The following is a 13,972-nucleotide window of genomic DNA, read 5'->3' on the forward strand; positions in this document are numbered from 1 at the left end:
AATTAATGACAACCAGACAACCTACTATCGCCATCATTGAAGACAGCAGCGACCTCCGCGAAGAACTGGTTTTCTTTCTCCAACACCGAAGCTACAACGTTTGGGGCGCGGACAGTGCAGAGAGCTTCTGGAAAAAGCTGCACCGCAGCCCCGCGGATATTGTGCTGGTTGACCTGGGTTTGCCCGGCGAAGATGGCTTCAGTGTGGTCGAATATCTGGTCGACCTGGGTAATTTCGGCATGATCATTGTCACCGCTCGCGGCCAACAGCCAGACAAGATTCGTGGCCTGAATCTGGGCGCCGACCTGTATCTGGTCAAACCGATTAACTTTTCTGAGTTGGCCTCTACTATTCAAGCTCTTTGGCAGCGGCTCCAGCATGAGCAGGAAAGTACGGGAGTAACACATCAGCGAGAGCACGAGGGCGATCATTGGCGCCTTATCGCCGGCCACCATTGCCTTGCGACGCCCGATGGTAAAACGGTTCAGTTATCACCCCAGGAATATACGCTACTGAGCATACTTGGCCGCTCACCCAGTGAGATTTTTGCCAAAGAAGCGCTGCTGGATCTCATGTTTCAATACGAGGAAACGCCAGAACTCCATCGCATTGATGTCATCCTGAGTCGGCTGCGTAAAAAAGCCAAAAAACATGATATTTCCCTGCCGATTCGCTCCATTTTTGGTAAAGGCCTGGTGTTTGTGGGGCAGATCAAAGAATAAATGTCAGAAATAAGCGCCACGCTGAGAGAGTTGAGAGATTTGAGACTGACATCTAACAGCGACATCGCGCACATTTACCTCCGGAAAAAAATAAACGGGGGGCATTGGCATGAATCGGGTTTATCAAGTTATATGGAACCGAAGCAAAAGGGTCTGGCAGGCTGCATCGGAACTCAGCCATTCAAGTCAGGGTTCATCCAGCGGCGCCGGAAATGTCGCCGGGCCACTGAAAACCATATCCGCAGGCGCTTTACTGCTTATTGCCCTCCCCCTACATGCGTCCAACTTACCCAGTGGCGGTACCGTTGTTGATGGTCAGGGCAGCATCAACAGCTCAGGCAAGACGCTAACGGTCGACCAAAACAGCCAGAACGTGGCCATCGACTGGCAGGACTTTTCCATCGCCGAAGGGCATACCGTCAATTTTAACCAGCCAAACGCTCAGGCCGCCGCGCTTAATCGGGTCACGGGTAATAATGTCTCTGAGATCCGGGGTGCCCTCAATGCCAATGGTCGTGTCTTCCTGGTCAACCCCAACGGTGTGATGTTCAGCCCTACTGCACGGGTCGATGTCGGTGCACTGGTCACCTCCACGCTGGATATTTCCACTGAAGACTTCATGGCGGGCAACTATCACTTCGAGGGGGCCAGCGCCAACGCCATCGTTAACCAAGGCAATATCACTACTGCGGAAGGCGGTGTCGTCGCGATGATCGCCGCTGAAATCATCAACACCGGTAGCATCACTACGCCCCAGGGCAGCACCCTGATGGGCGCTGGCAGCAAGGTGACCCTGGACCTCGGTGGTCCGGTCAAAATTGAAGTCGAAGAAGCCCTGCTCGACACCTACATCGAGCAGGGTGGTGCCATTCGCGCCAACGGTGGTCTCGTCTACCTCACCGCCAAATCCGCTGGTGAATTGGCCTCTAGTGTTATCAACCACACCGGCGTCACCGAAGCGCGTACTCTCGCCACTGGCGAAGACGGCCGGATCATGCTGATGGGGGATATGACCAGCGGCACCGTGCAAGTCGCAGGCACGCTGGATGCCAGCGCCCCGAATGGCGGCGACGGCGGCTTTATCGAAACCAGTGCAGCCAACGTCAGTATTCTGGATGAAGCCACTGTGACCACCAAAGCGGATAGCGGTGAAACCGGTGAGTGGTTGATTGATCCGAATGATTACACCGTGGCGGCCATGGGTGGAGATATCACCGGCTCAAGCCTTGGCGGTTTGTTGGCAAATAACAACATCACCATTCAAAGCGTTACCGGCACGGACGATACAGAAAATCTTTACGCTACCACTTCAGGCAATGGCGATATTTTTGTTAATGACGAAGTCACCTGGACCAGCGGAAATACACTGACGTTGCACGCCATTCGTAATATCGAGATCAATTCCACCCTGGATGCCAGCGGCGGCTCGGGCGGCAAGCTGGTACTGGAATATGGTCAGGGCGCAGCCACCAATGGCAACACGGCAACCTACAACATCAATGCCCCGGTCAATCTGCAAGCGGGTCAAAACTTCAGCACCAAGTTGGGGAACGATGGCGCCCCTGTGGATTACACTGTGATCACTGACTTGGGTGCTGAGGAATCAATCAGTGGCACCGACCTGCAAGGTATAAGCGGTAATTTGTCAGGAAACTACGCTTTAGGCGCCGATATTGATGCGCAGAGTACGGCAACCTGGAACGCCGATAAAGGCTGGGCCCCTCTCGGTAATAATTCCACGAAGTTTACCGGAAGGCTAGATGGGCTTGGACACAATGTAGAAAACATCACGATAGATCAGCTAGATGCTGGTTACGTTGGGCTTTTTGGTGCGACGAATAATGCCCGAATCCAAAATGTCAATTTGCGCAATGTGAATATTAGTGCAGGTGGAGCAAACGCAAACTCTGTCGGTGGTTTAATCGGTGACGCAATAACCACCCATGTTGAAAACGTCTCTGTATCTGGAACCGTAACCTCTTCTCTCGGCCAGCGAGTTGGCGGATTAATCGGAAACGCGTTCAATACACATATTGAACGCTCTTCTACCTCAGGGGCTGTGACTGGTGACGGACTAGTCGGCGGCCTGGTTGGGTCTTTAGAGGAGGCTGCCGATACCGTTCTGAACAGTTCCTCATCAGCAGCCGTGATTGGGCGTAGCGATGTGGGTGGTTTAGTTGGCTCTTCTGTCGGCAGCACTATCCGTAATAGTTATGCTACGGGTGATGTGGCTGGACCTGATGGTACCACTCCAGAGTATATGGGCGGTTTAGTGGGATATGCGAAAAACAGTATCATCGAACGAACCTATGCCACTGGCAATGTGAATGGTCTCGATTACACCGGCGGCTTGATAGGACTTGCTAATGGCACGACTATCGACGACAGCTACGCAGTCACTCAAAGCCTTGTCGGCATGATGCCAGGCGGGCTGGTGGGGGTCTCTAGTAGTGGAACGGTAACTAATTCTTACTGGGATACCACTACATCAGGTACAACCTCCAGTGCCGGCGGTGAAGGTAAGACCTCAAAGGAAATGCAGGCTAAATCAACTTATGTGGATTGGGATAGCACCATCTGGTCGTTTGCAGACGGGCAAGCAGTGGAAGGCTATCAAGTTGGGCTGCCTTCTTTGACGAACGTTACCCGCACCGAAGATCGACAGATAACCACGTTGTTTGAAGGTGGGATGGGAACAGCCGACAATGCCTACACCATTATCAACTGGGACCAACTGCAAAACATCAACTACAACACGGATACCTTGACGGGTGGTTACTACTTCGCCTTATTCAATGACTTGGGTATTAGCACAACAGGTTACGATGGCCAGGCCAGTACAAGCGCTAACAACAGTACAGGCTGGAATCCGATTGGCAATAGTACTAACAAATTTACCGGTACTTTTGATGGCTCTGGTTACACCTTGGATTCTTTTGTTATTAACAGAGGTTCGGAGGATTATGTTGGCCTTTTTGGTTACACAAATACCGTAACCATACAGAATCTGGGAATAACTAATGCTAATGTTTCAGGGCACTATTACGTGGGCAGTATTGCTGGTGGATTAGATGGCAACCTGAGCAACTCCTACTCATCAGGCTCTGAGGTTAGCGGCATTGCCGCAGTGGGCGGCATTGCCGGTAGCATTTTTGAAGGCAGCATCAATCAAGTGTACTCGTCTGATTCTGTAACCGGCGAGCGCAACACAGGTGGGCTTGTTGGCTTAAACCAGTCAGATAAAACCTCGACAATCAGTAATTCCTATTCAACAAGTAACGTTACTGTTGCTTCGGCTACAGACGTAAGTAACAGATATATCGGTGGCCTCGTTGGCATCAACAATCAAACCATTACCAACTCTTATGCGTCGGGTGCCATCACCGGAGCTGTAGCCACCAATGTAGGCGGTTTGATAGGTAGTGGCACGGGAACTGTCGCTCACAGCTACTGGGACACAGAAACATCAGGCCTGGATTCGAGCGCAGGTGGCGAAGGCAAAACCACCGCTGAGATGCAAGGCCTGGCAACCTTTAATGATGGTTCAGCAGGTTGGAGCATTGAAGAAGATGCGACTCTCGAAGCTAGCAGCCCTGTATTAGCCTGGACGCTGGGTCGTGATTCTTCAGTTTGGGTGATTGGAACCAAGACGCCAGGGTCGACCGATGGCGGCGGTGGCAATACCGGTGGCGGTGGTAATACCAGTGACGGCAATACCGGCGGTGGCAATGCCGGTGGCAGTGGTGATACCAGTGGCGGCGGGAATCCCGGCGGTAACGATACCAGCGTTGACAACACTGACCTTGCCAATAGAGCCTCACGCGTCATTGCCGCACTTCAACAGTCAAATGCTCGCATGGCCGGCGGCAGTCGTCCTGGCGCTGATGTTGGTACCAATGCGTTTTCTTCCATGCCGAGTCAGGAAGACCGTCAGTTATCGGGTGGGTTGGAACTGGTCGAGATTGATGGTGCGAGACTGGCGGCACAATCTAGCAGTCGCGATCAATCGGGTCTTCTCCCCGTGTTCGTAGTGGATGGCGGCATGCAGTTTAACGACACGCAAAATTCCGACGAACAATAAACGAGCCAGGACGATTGATTATGAAGCTGTTTGCATTTTCTCCAATGACCGTTGCCATCGCCTTGGCTTCCACCACTTTCTCTTTGCCTGTGTTGGCGCAGCAGGCGCCTGGAGCGGGCCAGATTTACCAAGAGAGCCAGCGAGACGAGCTTTCACCGACGCAGCCATCCGTAGACATCCGGATCCAGGGTCAGCCGCTTACCGAACGCGATGCGGGCGGTGCCGAGGTTGACGTTACTCAGATCGAGTTCACAGACAATACCGCCTTCTCATCTGAGGCGCTGTTAGCCGCCCTGGGCGATGATGTGTTTGAAAATAGCTACGATCTGTCCGGGCTCCAATCACTGGTCAATCGAGTCAGCGAATTTTACCGGGCCCAGGGCTATCCCTTTGCCCGGGCAATTCTGCCAGCGCAAACGTTAGATAATGGCATCCTACAGATTACCGTTATCGAGGGGCGCTATGGCAACGTATCTGCCTCTGGCGATCCCGAGCTGTCCGGTACGGTCGAGCGTTTTTTGCACCCGCTAGTGCCTGGAGAGATCATTGAATCCTCGGTGTTGGAAAGAACACTGCTGATCGCAGGGGATCTTCCCGGCGTAAACATTGTACCGGTGATGCGCCCTGGCGAAGTGTATGGCACCGGCAATCTGGATACCCAAGTGGAAGCGGATAACCGGCTCAGTGGCCGCCTGGGTGTCGATAACCATGGCAGCCGTTTCTCTGGTGAGCATCGCACTCGGGCAGACTTGCAAGTCAACCGCGTGTTGACGGTTGGCGACGAGTTGAACATAGCGGCGATGTATTCCAGCGAGGACACATGGCTCGGCCAGCTCAGCTACGCTCTGCCGCTGGGATACTCAGGGTTGCGTGGCATGATCGGTTACGATCACACGGATTACACGCTGGGCAAAGGCTTCGAAGGCTATACCGGTACCGCCGAGGTATTGTCAGCGGGTTTGAGCTATCCGCTGATCCGCAGCCAGCAAAGCAACCTGAGCCTTACCGCCACTTACCAGCACAAGGACCTGGATGACAACGTCGACTTCATCGGCTATACCAAAGCCACCGAAAGCCACTCGTTACCGCTGACACTTCAGTTCGACCATCGCGACAAGCTGTTCGGTGGAGGTATCAGCTATGGCGCCGCTACCCTGACGCCTGGCACGCTGGAAGTGGGCCAGAAAGCGTTTGCTAGTGATGATTATAGATTTACCAGATTGAACCTGGATGTAGCGCGGCTGCAAAGGCTCACAACCGATCTGACATTGTTTGGTCGTTTCAGTGGCCAATGGTCGGATCAGAGTGACCTGGATGGTTCTGAAAGTTTCTATCTCGGCGGCCCCAACGGTGTACGAGCTTTCCCGGTGGGTGAAGGCTCCGACAGCCGAGGCTGGTTGGCTCAGGTAGAGCTGCGTTACAACTTGGGTAATGGCCTGAATCCCTATGTGCTTTTTGATGGGGGCCAAACGCCTAACGGCGGCATTGACGAAGGAGACGGCCGCAACATTTCCGGCGCAGGCCTGGGGCTTCGCATCAACCACGGTGACTGGAATGCGGATCTGGTGTCCGCCTGGAAACTGGATGGGGGCGATGCTCAGTCAGATGGACGCCAGAAGGACCCGCGCGTCTGGTTCAATGTAGGATACCGTTTCTAACTAGATAAGGCGGCAGCACGCAGAGCGGGTTGCCGCAACTCAGTCTTCAGTATATGAAGAAGGGCGGTCTCAAGTTTCAAGCCCAACGCTTTTCAGCAGCTTTGTCTTCGCTTCTCACAAAAATTATCCCGCGCAGGAGTCCAGTGACCATCCGTCGTTGGGTATCATCTTCTGTGCCGCAACGGAAGCGATGCCGTCGTTGAAGGAGTGAGGACGCTGCTGGTTGTAGTAACCCATGAGGTAATCACTGACATCTTTTTTTGCCTCAGGTATGTTTCGATAGCCCAATGTCGATATCCTCCCGGATTTTAGACTAAGGAACAGCCATGTCATTGGCGCGTTCTCCCAGCAGTTTCCACGTCGGCTCATACTTTGTCTTATTCGATACCGGCAGCGTCTTTGGCGGAATTTGCGGCTTGCGTACTGACTGCCCTGGCCCAGCCAACAACGCGGCGCTTGTCAAATTATTAATTGCTGTACCGCTCTACAGCCCTCGCCGCTGGGGCTTCGATTTACATCAACCCGCTTATCTTTCATCTGTGCCATACCATCTTATTCCTCACATCAGCGGTGGCCCGACACTTCAGCGAAAGGTACTGCAGGCCCCCAAGGTTGTAAGGCTGGTAGCCTAAATCGTCGCGAGCTAATCCATACCGAATGACGAAGAGCCAAATATTGACGCAATTTCTTTGCACAAAACCCGCCCTATCAATATTTCCTGGCAGGGACGTAGCGTGTAAAGAAAACGATGAAATAAGCCTCAACTGTCTAAAGTTTTCTGAGAAACGGCCGTTAGCATGCTTGGGAAAAGGGCTACGACCCAAGGCCTAGGACGCTCATAATCAGGGAAACCATAATGGAAGAAACGCTTCAAACCGGTAGGGATGAACGACAGCAGGGGCTAAGCAAGGCCTGGCAACATAAGTTCGATCTGTTAGAAAAGGTAGGCGCTGACCACCAGTCGATATATCGGGCCATGGGCACGGCGGACTACAAGGCACTGGGTTTTCGCGACAAAAAGCGGATCACTTTCAATCTCTGGGCTTTTATTTTTGGGCCCCTCTACTACTTCGTCAAGAAGATGTGGGGCAAGGGGCTGCTGATCCTGGCATTCATTTGGCTACTCGCTACGGCACTCACCCTGGTAGAGGTGGCTCTTGGCTTTACTCTGCCCGATGTGGTGTTCTGGATACCTAGCTCGATCATTTGTGCTCAACTCGCCGCCCATGACTACTACCGCAAAGTGATGAAAGACGAAACGGCTTGGCCCGGCACGCCTGATTTTTTCACTAAGTCTTTGGGGCTAATCATTGCCCCCATCGGCGCACTACTGCTGTTGTTCGGCACGTTATTCCTGACTCCAGGTTTCGGCGAGGAGATGGAGCAATACCAGCTTGAAGACGTTAGCGGTGTTTGGGTGCCGGATTATGACAATACGATGGTGCGTGTTGATTTTCGGGACCGCGATAGTGGCTACCCAACAGCCGTATTGACTCCTCTTAACCAAGGAAAGGAGACAAAATGTCCATCGATATCACGCTTTGGGTTGTGTTTGCGGCTGCAATGATTACGGCTATTGCTACCGGGTTAGGTGCGCTACCATTCCTGTTTGTAAAGAATTTCAGTCCTTTCTGGCTAAGTATATTCAATGCATTGGCGGCAGGGTTAATGCTAGCCGCAAGTCATAGCTTGGTTAGTGAAGGGAGCCGAGACGCCCCCTGGCTGACGCTGCTAGGTATGGCTTTAGGTCTACTGCTGGTCGTCGTATCAGACAAATTAATTGAACGACGCGGTGCGCCGAATATAAGCGAATTAAGTGGTGCTAGTGCGCGCAAGGCGCTACTCATCTTAGGCATAATGACGATTCACTCTTTTGCTGAAGGAGTGGGAGTCGGTGTCTCCTATGGCGGTGGAGAGTCACTTGGCCTATTCATTAGTGCCGCTATTGCCATCCATAACATTCCTGAAGGGCTAGCCATCAGCTTGGTGCTGATTTCCCGTGGGATGTCGGTTTTAAAAGCCGGGGGGTGGAGTATTTTTACTAGCCTGCCACAACCATTGATGGCAGTTCCGGCATTCATGTTCGTGACTTGGTTTGCGCCTTTATTACCGATCGGCCTTGGACTGGCTGCAGGGGCCATGATGTGGATGGTGTTTGCCGAACTTATACCCGACGCCTTCAAAGATGCTTCTCCTAATGCCGCGGCGACCACGGTGGCATTAGCGTTTTTTGCTATGTATGCATTTCAGCACGGCATACATTAAAATAAGCTTATAAAATATAATGCGCGTATACATCTGAGCAGCGACCAGGCAGTACCGGCTGATTTCTCGTTGGACTAACGGTAGTGCCATTACAAAGCGTTACGGGCTGAATTGAGAGAGCTACGGGAAGGCATACCAGCTCCACTTCAAAAAGTAGCGCATGACAGCCCGCCCGCTTCGCCAGATTTTAAGCGGCGTCACGCACTCAGCTACCTTATAGACGTCATACGCCGAAACCAAAGCTAGTCCTAAGCCTTATTGATAGGTATTGTTAGATTTCTAACGATATTCTAGGGAGCGGCACTATGAAACTACTTACTGCAAGCATGGCAATTCTGTCAGGCTTATTAATTTCTGTATCCTCTATGGCACAAGAAAGGATCGGTGATTTTACACACTTCATAAACACAGATGATTTTACGGATAAAGATACAAGTACTATTATCACCCCTAATACAGGTGGCGAAGGAGTATTAGCCTGGGGATGTAAACCCGATGGTCTAAACGTCATGATTGGCGTAGGTGGATACATGGGGGGAGATAGTGACGATGACATCATGGTCCGGTATCGCTTTGACCAGAATCAGCCCTCTGAATTTTCCTACTGGCGTCTATTTCCAGGGCAAAATGAACTCGCATATATGAGAATAAATCAAGTAGAAGAGTTCACTGATGAGGCTATGGGTGCCAACGAAGTAATCATGGAAGCGATTGATCCTCTTGATGAAGAGAGCCGTCGGTTTAAGATGAGCATGACGGGGTTGACTGAGGCCATCAATAAACTTTCATGCGTTAACAATTAACTAAGCCAAAGACCCGCCAATGAGCGGGTCTTTTATGCCTGCAGCCTAGTATCATAAAACCACTTTTTATAGGGCGCTTGCAGCGGCTAGAACTGTTTTCTCGCTCCACTGCCCTGACCTTAGAACTCCTCAAATCGCATCATAAAGCCTATTAAGTAACTTCCCATAAATTTTCTTATATACCTAGCATGGGTGGCTTAAGCGAGCTGGGCTCAAAAGGTGGCGGTCCTGGCAATGGGCACGTTTTGCTCAGTGCAACCGCTAGGATTAGCGCATTCCTACTGGGTTATTGCCTAATCCTACAAAAAGCTCATTCTTGGAGCATGGCTTGCCTAATCCTGTATATAATGTGTACACGTTTTTGGAGGTCAGTCATGAATAACGTCACCCATCCTAATTTCACGCCCGATGCTGCTCATTTACCTGCCGCCCCCATGTGCCGACAGCTTGCCGATTTGGTTTCGGCTAGAATGAGCAAAGAGGGCGTGTATGAAACCGATATTCCTGGCTTGAACCTGTGTCGCGTAAATGCGCCTACTAGTTGCATGTCGTCAGTCTACGAGCCGTCGATCTGCGTCATCGCCCAGGGGCGCGAGACTGTCCAGCTAGGGGATCGGGAAATTGTTTATGGCGCTCTCAGCTATATGGTTTCTAGCGTCGACCTGCCGGTTAACAAGTTTGTGTTAGACCCCACGCCGGAGAATCCCTTTCTAGCAGTCAAACTCAATATCGACCCCACCGATGTCGCCGAAATGGTGCTGCAGTTGGGCGAAACCGCTCATCCTAGCGAACCCTCTGACTCGCCTTATTCAGCTTGCGGTCTATGTGTCGCCCAGGTCGACTTGGGGATTCTGGATGCGATGACCCGCTTAGTTCGATTGCTCGACTCGCCTGCCGACGCCCGCATTCTGGCGCCGTTGATTCAACGCGAAATCATTTACCGCGTACTGGTTGGCGAGATGGGCTCACGAATGCGCGAGTTCGTCTCCGTTGACAGCCAGTCAAACCGCATTTTCCAAGTGATTTCGGTCCTCAAGGACCGCTTTGCCGAACCGCTGCGGGTGCGGCAGTTGGCGGAAGATGTGAATATGAGCGAATCTGCGTTGTATCACAGCTTCAAGCAGGTCACGTGCATGTCGCCGTTGCAATTCCAGAAGAAACTGCGGCTGCACGAGGCGCGCTTATTGATGCTCCGAGAGGGGCTTGAGGCCGCCACGGCCAGCTACCGGGTCGGTTATGAAAGCCCCTCACAGTTCAGCCGTGAATACAGCCGCATGTTTGGCGCATCCCCGCGGGCTGATGTGGGTAAGTTGCGCGGCGAAACACGCATGAGCGTGCCAGCCTAGGCGTGTATTCTCAGGCAAACAGCTAGCCAGGTGGATATCTACTCCAAGCGGCGCTTGCCCATTCAGGTGTAACTAAACCCAGCCGCTTGGTCAGCTATGTCGGTCTGTTGTCCATAGACGCAAACGGGCCACCCGATGGGGTGGCCCGTTATGGTTGCGCCGTTCTAGTGACTATACAGGCGCGCTATGCTGGCACTGGAATTAACCGCGTGTGCCTACTGTCGGGTTGCCGGTACCGGTACCAATATGATCGGACTGGTCAACCTGTTGAGAGGTGATCTGGCGACCTTCAACCTCAACGCGTTCACGATGAATGCCTTCCCGTGTGCCGCCTAGTGCCGGGCTGCCAGCCTCGAAAGTAGTGCGGTAGGAGTGGTGACCTTGGTACTGTACGGCTTGGCCATCTTCCGCCTGAGCGTGGTACACATGGTTACCTTCGGTGGTGCCGCCAATGTTGACCAGCGCATGGTCTGTGTCTGCAGCGGTGGCTTGGGCGGCCATGCCCAGTACAAGGGCGCTAGCGGTAATGGTTTGCGTAATGATAGTGGCGTACTTCATGAAATTAATTCCTCTCGTTAAATGACATATCCGCGTGACCTGGGAAGTTTGATCTATATGCCCGTTCGCGTTGTTCCAATGGAATGTGTCGCGATAGGCGCCCAGTTTGCGGCATGTTTTGGCCGTTACGACCGTGAGAGAAATGATAGAGGGGTATGTGTACGACTAATAGACGTATTTCTCGCTGAAGATTGCCTAATCCTGTAAATTTAGTGTTCTGATGCAATTATTCGAGATATCTCTCTGCTTTTCATAGTTTGTATAGATGATTGTGATAGCGAAGGGTTATAAAAGTCGAGCTTTTTCTCAATCGTATGCCATAGCGAAAGCGGATTTCTCGCAGCACTCAGCTAACACCGCACATGGACCGCAATGCGGCCAAAGACCATTAACGACGGGCGACTTGTTAACCAATTTCCAGGCTTCGGCGGGTAGTGCGGATGATCGCCGCGTCAGCCTAGATCCTCGCGTAGGCGTTATATGCGGAACGCCTACTTAAAATGCTTCCCATTCCAACGCCGCTGCTTTGCCGCTAGTCAGCTTTCGACTGGCTGACTGAGTCTGCTTGGCAGCAGCCATTGGCGTAATGCTAGCTGCAAGTTGCCCGATAGGCAGACTGCTACGACGCTCTCCATCCGCCAGCTTGAAGGTAGCCACCGCCGATTCAAGGTGCGCTGCTTGCTCTTCAAGGGAAGCGGCGGCCGTAGCCGCTTCCTGAACAAGCGCGGCGTTCTGCTGAGTGACTTCATCCATCTGGGCGACGGCTTGATTAACCTGCTCAATCCCATCACTTTGCTCTGCAGAAGCCGCGGAGATTTCATCCATGATATCGGCAACCCGCTTCACTGAGGCCATGATCTCATTCATGGTCTTACCGGCGCCTTCCACTAAATTCGAGCCCTGTTGAACCTGGTCTGCTGATGTCACTATCAATGTCCGGATCTCCTTGGCGGCCTCGGCGCTGCGGCTTGCCAGGTTGCGTACTTCCGTTGCCACAACCGCGAAACCGCGTCCTTGCTCACCCGCCCGAGCAGCCTCAACAGAGGCATTCAGCGCCAGAATATTGGTCTGAAAGGCAATCGAGTCGATCACGCCAATGATGTCGCTAATTTTCTTAGAGCTTTCCGCTATACCATGCATCGTCACAACAACTTGGTCCACGGCGTCACCACCGCGCGCTGCCGTGGCAGAGGCATCCCCTGCCAGGGTGCTTCCCTGACGCGCATTATCTGAGTTTTGTTTCACCGTTGCAGTGAGCTGTTCCATGCTGGCAGCCGTCTCTTGCAGTGACGCTGCCTGCTGTTCCGTGCGCGAGGAAAGGTCGGCGTTACCACTGGAAATTTCACGCGCCCCGATATGAATCGAGCCGCTGCTATCGCGCACGGTTGAGACGGTTTGATAAAGCCCCGATTGCATATGCTGCATGGCGGCGAACAGTTGGCCAATTTCATTTCGCCCGCGCTCAGCGATTTTATGCGATAAGTCACCTTTGGCAATGCGCTCAAAATGCTGCACGGCGTCATAAAGGGGGTGAATGACAACCCGCATCATGCCTGTGCGAACCACGATGATGCTGATAATAACCAAGAGCAGCGCAGCCAGACCCACATAACCAGACGTTGCCATGGTCGCTTGGTAATGGGCCATTAATGCCTGGCCACGTGTGCTGGCATAGTCGATGAAGGCTTCATTTGCCTGCATATAGGCCAAGTTGAGCTGGTCTCCCTCGTGTTTGGCCGCCCGAAAAGCGCTTTCATTGTTGCGCGTCAGTGCCGCGTATTGGGGTTCCAATCCTCTCGACACTAGTTGCGCGAAAGCGGCTTCAATGGCGTCTGCATAAGGCTTTCCTTGCGCCGACTTCGGTACCGCCGCAAAGGCATCAAAACGCTGTTGTGCTGTTTGCAACGTTTGATTCGCCTTTGCTAGATGAGCCTCTGCCAGTGCCGCGTCACCTTCGTTCAAAGCGTCGAGATGATTGAGAAAAAACAGTTGGGTGTCAGCAATATTAACTTGCGCACGGTTAAGCATGCTTAACTGCTGAACATTAATGCGATTAAGCTCATCTATCGAACTGGCACCCTGTGAGCTGGAATGGTAACCCAGCGCAGCGACAAGCATGATCAGGGCTGCGAATAAACCCAGAACAACCGTTAAGCCTGTCTTAACCGTTATATTTTTCAATAAGTTAGTCATTTTTATACTCTTGAATAGGGGGCGATCGGCCTTAAGTTTATCCAGTGATAAGTAAACGCTACGCTATTAAAAGCATGTTTAATGCAGTTTTTAGCTAAGCTAGAAAAGTATCGGCATTGGCAGGGCAATGTTTAGGGAGTCAAAGCAATAATTTTAACTTATTGATTATAATGGTTTTTAGCGTTATTAATAAATCAGGTTATTTTAAATAAACCGGTCGCTTATCTTTCCGACCCGATGGTGCGTTAAGAGGGTGCCGTTAACGATAGTCTTTAAAACTCAAAGAGTTATTATTAAAGTGTTAAATATAAATAACTAAGAGAGTGAGCCATCGTTCTAATGGCGT

Annotated in this window: 10 protein-coding genes and 1 pseudogene; 8 read left to right on the forward strand and 3 right to left on the reverse strand. The window is 52.0% G+C overall.

Going from position 1 to position 13,972, the window contains the following annotated elements; all coding sequences use genetic code 11:
- Nucleotides 1-5 precede the first annotated feature (5 nt).
- The 3 genes from HVA01_RS00390 to HVA01_RS00400 all read left to right on the forward strand — a co-directional run bounded on the left by HVA01_RS00390 (nucleotide 6) and on the right by HVA01_RS00400 (nucleotide 6,461).
- On the forward strand, nucleotides 6-722 hold the full coding sequence (locus HVA01_RS00390; RefSeq protein ID WP_146872496.1) for a response regulator transcription factor: 717 nt from the start codon (nucleotides 6-8) through the stop codon (nucleotides 720-722).
- Nucleotides 723-831: 109 nt separating this feature from the next.
- The gene (locus HVA01_RS00395) at nucleotides 832-4,803 is read left to right on the forward strand and encodes a two-partner secretion domain-containing protein (RefSeq protein ID WP_146872497.1); all 3,972 of its coding nucleotides are present in this window, start codon (nucleotides 832-834) and stop codon (nucleotides 4,801-4,803) included.
- Between the two features lie 20 nt (nucleotides 4,804-4,823).
- Nucleotides 4,824-6,461 (forward strand): ShlB/FhaC/HecB family hemolysin secretion/activation protein, encoded by a 1,638-nt coding sequence (locus HVA01_RS00400; RefSeq protein WP_246129355.1) that lies wholly within the window; start codon nucleotides 4,824-4,826, stop codon nucleotides 6,459-6,461.
- 123 nt (nucleotides 6,462-6,584) lie between these two features.
- On the opposite strand, the pseudogene HVA01_RS17555 reads toward HVA01_RS00400, so the two are convergent.
- A pseudogene (locus HVA01_RS17555) lies at nucleotides 6,585-6,896 on the reverse strand (IS3 family transposase); the annotation flags it as partial.
- Between HVA01_RS17555 and HVA01_RS17355 the strand changes: the two are divergent.
- The 5 genes from HVA01_RS17355 (at nucleotide 6,788) to HVA01_RS00425 (ending at nucleotide 10,875) form a co-directional block, all read left to right on the forward strand.
- Complete coding sequence (locus tag HVA01_RS17355) at nucleotides 6,788-7,093, forward strand: hypothetical protein (RefSeq protein WP_170243432.1); 306 nt, start codon at nucleotides 6,788-6,790, stop codon at nucleotides 7,091-7,093. The pseudogene HVA01_RS17555 and the gene HVA01_RS17355 sit on opposite strands and share 109 nt — an antisense overlap.
- Nucleotides 7,094-7,317: 224 nt before the next feature.
- On the forward strand, nucleotides 7,318-8,028 hold the full coding sequence (locus tag HVA01_RS00410) for a DUF2628 domain-containing protein (RefSeq protein WP_146872499.1): 711 nt from the start codon (nucleotides 7,318-7,320) through the stop codon (nucleotides 8,026-8,028).
- Nucleotides 7,983-8,726: a ZIP family metal transporter gene (locus HVA01_RS00415; protein WP_146872500.1), complete on the forward strand. Its 744-nt coding sequence runs from the start codon at nucleotides 7,983-7,985 to the stop codon at nucleotides 8,724-8,726. The genes HVA01_RS00410 and HVA01_RS00415 overlap by 46 nt, the downstream gene beginning before the upstream one ends.
- A gap of 305 nt (nucleotides 8,727-9,031) precedes the next feature.
- Nucleotides 9,032-9,529, forward strand: a complete 498-nt coding sequence (locus HVA01_RS00420) for a hypothetical protein (RefSeq protein WP_146872501.1) — start codon at nucleotides 9,032-9,034, stop codon at nucleotides 9,527-9,529.
- Between the two features lie 374 nt (nucleotides 9,530-9,903).
- The gene (locus tag HVA01_RS00425; protein WP_146872502.1) at nucleotides 9,904-10,875 is read left to right on the forward strand and encodes an AraC family transcriptional regulator; all 972 of its coding nucleotides are present in this window, start codon (nucleotides 9,904-9,906) and stop codon (nucleotides 10,873-10,875) included.
- 201 nt (nucleotides 10,876-11,076) lie between these two features.
- Here HVA01_RS00425 and HVA01_RS00430 read toward each other — a convergent pair whose 3' ends face one another.
- Complete coding sequence (locus HVA01_RS00430) at nucleotides 11,077-11,433, reverse strand: hypothetical protein (RefSeq protein WP_146872503.1); 357 nt, start codon at nucleotides 11,431-11,433, stop codon at nucleotides 11,077-11,079.
- A 495-nt stretch (nucleotides 11,434-11,928) separates the two neighbouring features.
- Nucleotides 11,929-13,626, reverse strand: coding sequence for a methyl-accepting chemotaxis protein (locus HVA01_RS17725; protein ID WP_146872504.1), 1,698 nt, complete (start codon nucleotides 13,624-13,626; stop codon nucleotides 11,929-11,931).
- Nucleotides 13,627-13,972: the final 346 nt, after the last annotated feature.

The organism is Halovibrio variabilis (genome assembly GCF_007991175.1).
Lineage (GTDB): Bacteria > Pseudomonadota > Gammaproteobacteria > Pseudomonadales > Halomonadaceae > Vreelandella > Vreelandella variabilis.

What these genes read in the sequence shown, in the direction of transcription:
- HVA01_RS00390 (WP_146872496.1), top strand. Translation starts at nt 6, where the DNA reads ATGACAACCAGACAACCTACTATCGCCATCATTGAAGACAGCAGCGAC.
- HVA01_RS00395 (WP_146872497.1), top strand. Translation starts at nt 832, where the DNA reads ATGAATCGGGTTTATCAAGTTATATGGAACCGAAGCAAAAGGGTCTGG.
- HVA01_RS00400 (WP_246129355.1), top strand. Translation starts at nt 4,824, where the DNA reads ATGAAGCTGTTTGCATTTTCTCCAATGACCGTTGCCATCGCCTTGGCT.
- HVA01_RS17355 (WP_170243432.1), top strand. Translation starts at nt 6,788, where the DNA reads ATGTCATTGGCGCGTTCTCCCAGCAGTTTCCACGTCGGCTCATACTTT.
- HVA01_RS00410 (WP_146872499.1), top strand. Translation starts at nt 7,318, where the DNA reads ATGGAAGAAACGCTTCAAACCGGTAGGGATGAACGACAGCAGGGGCTA.
- HVA01_RS00415 (WP_146872500.1), top strand. Translation starts at nt 7,983, where the DNA reads ATGTCCATCGATATCACGCTTTGGGTTGTGTTTGCGGCTGCAATGATT.
- HVA01_RS00420 (WP_146872501.1), top strand. Translation starts at nt 9,032, where the DNA reads ATGAAACTACTTACTGCAAGCATGGCAATTCTGTCAGGCTTATTAATT.
- HVA01_RS00425 (WP_146872502.1), top strand. Translation starts at nt 9,904, where the DNA reads ATGAATAACGTCACCCATCCTAATTTCACGCCCGATGCTGCTCATTTA.
- HVA01_RS00430 (WP_146872503.1), bottom strand. Translation starts at nt 11,433, where the DNA reads ATGAAGTACGCCACTATCATTACGCAAACCATTACCGCTAGCGCCCTT.
- HVA01_RS17725 (WP_146872504.1), bottom strand. Translation starts at nt 13,626, where the DNA reads ATGACTAACTTATTGAAAAATATAACGGTTAAGACAGGCTTAACGGTT.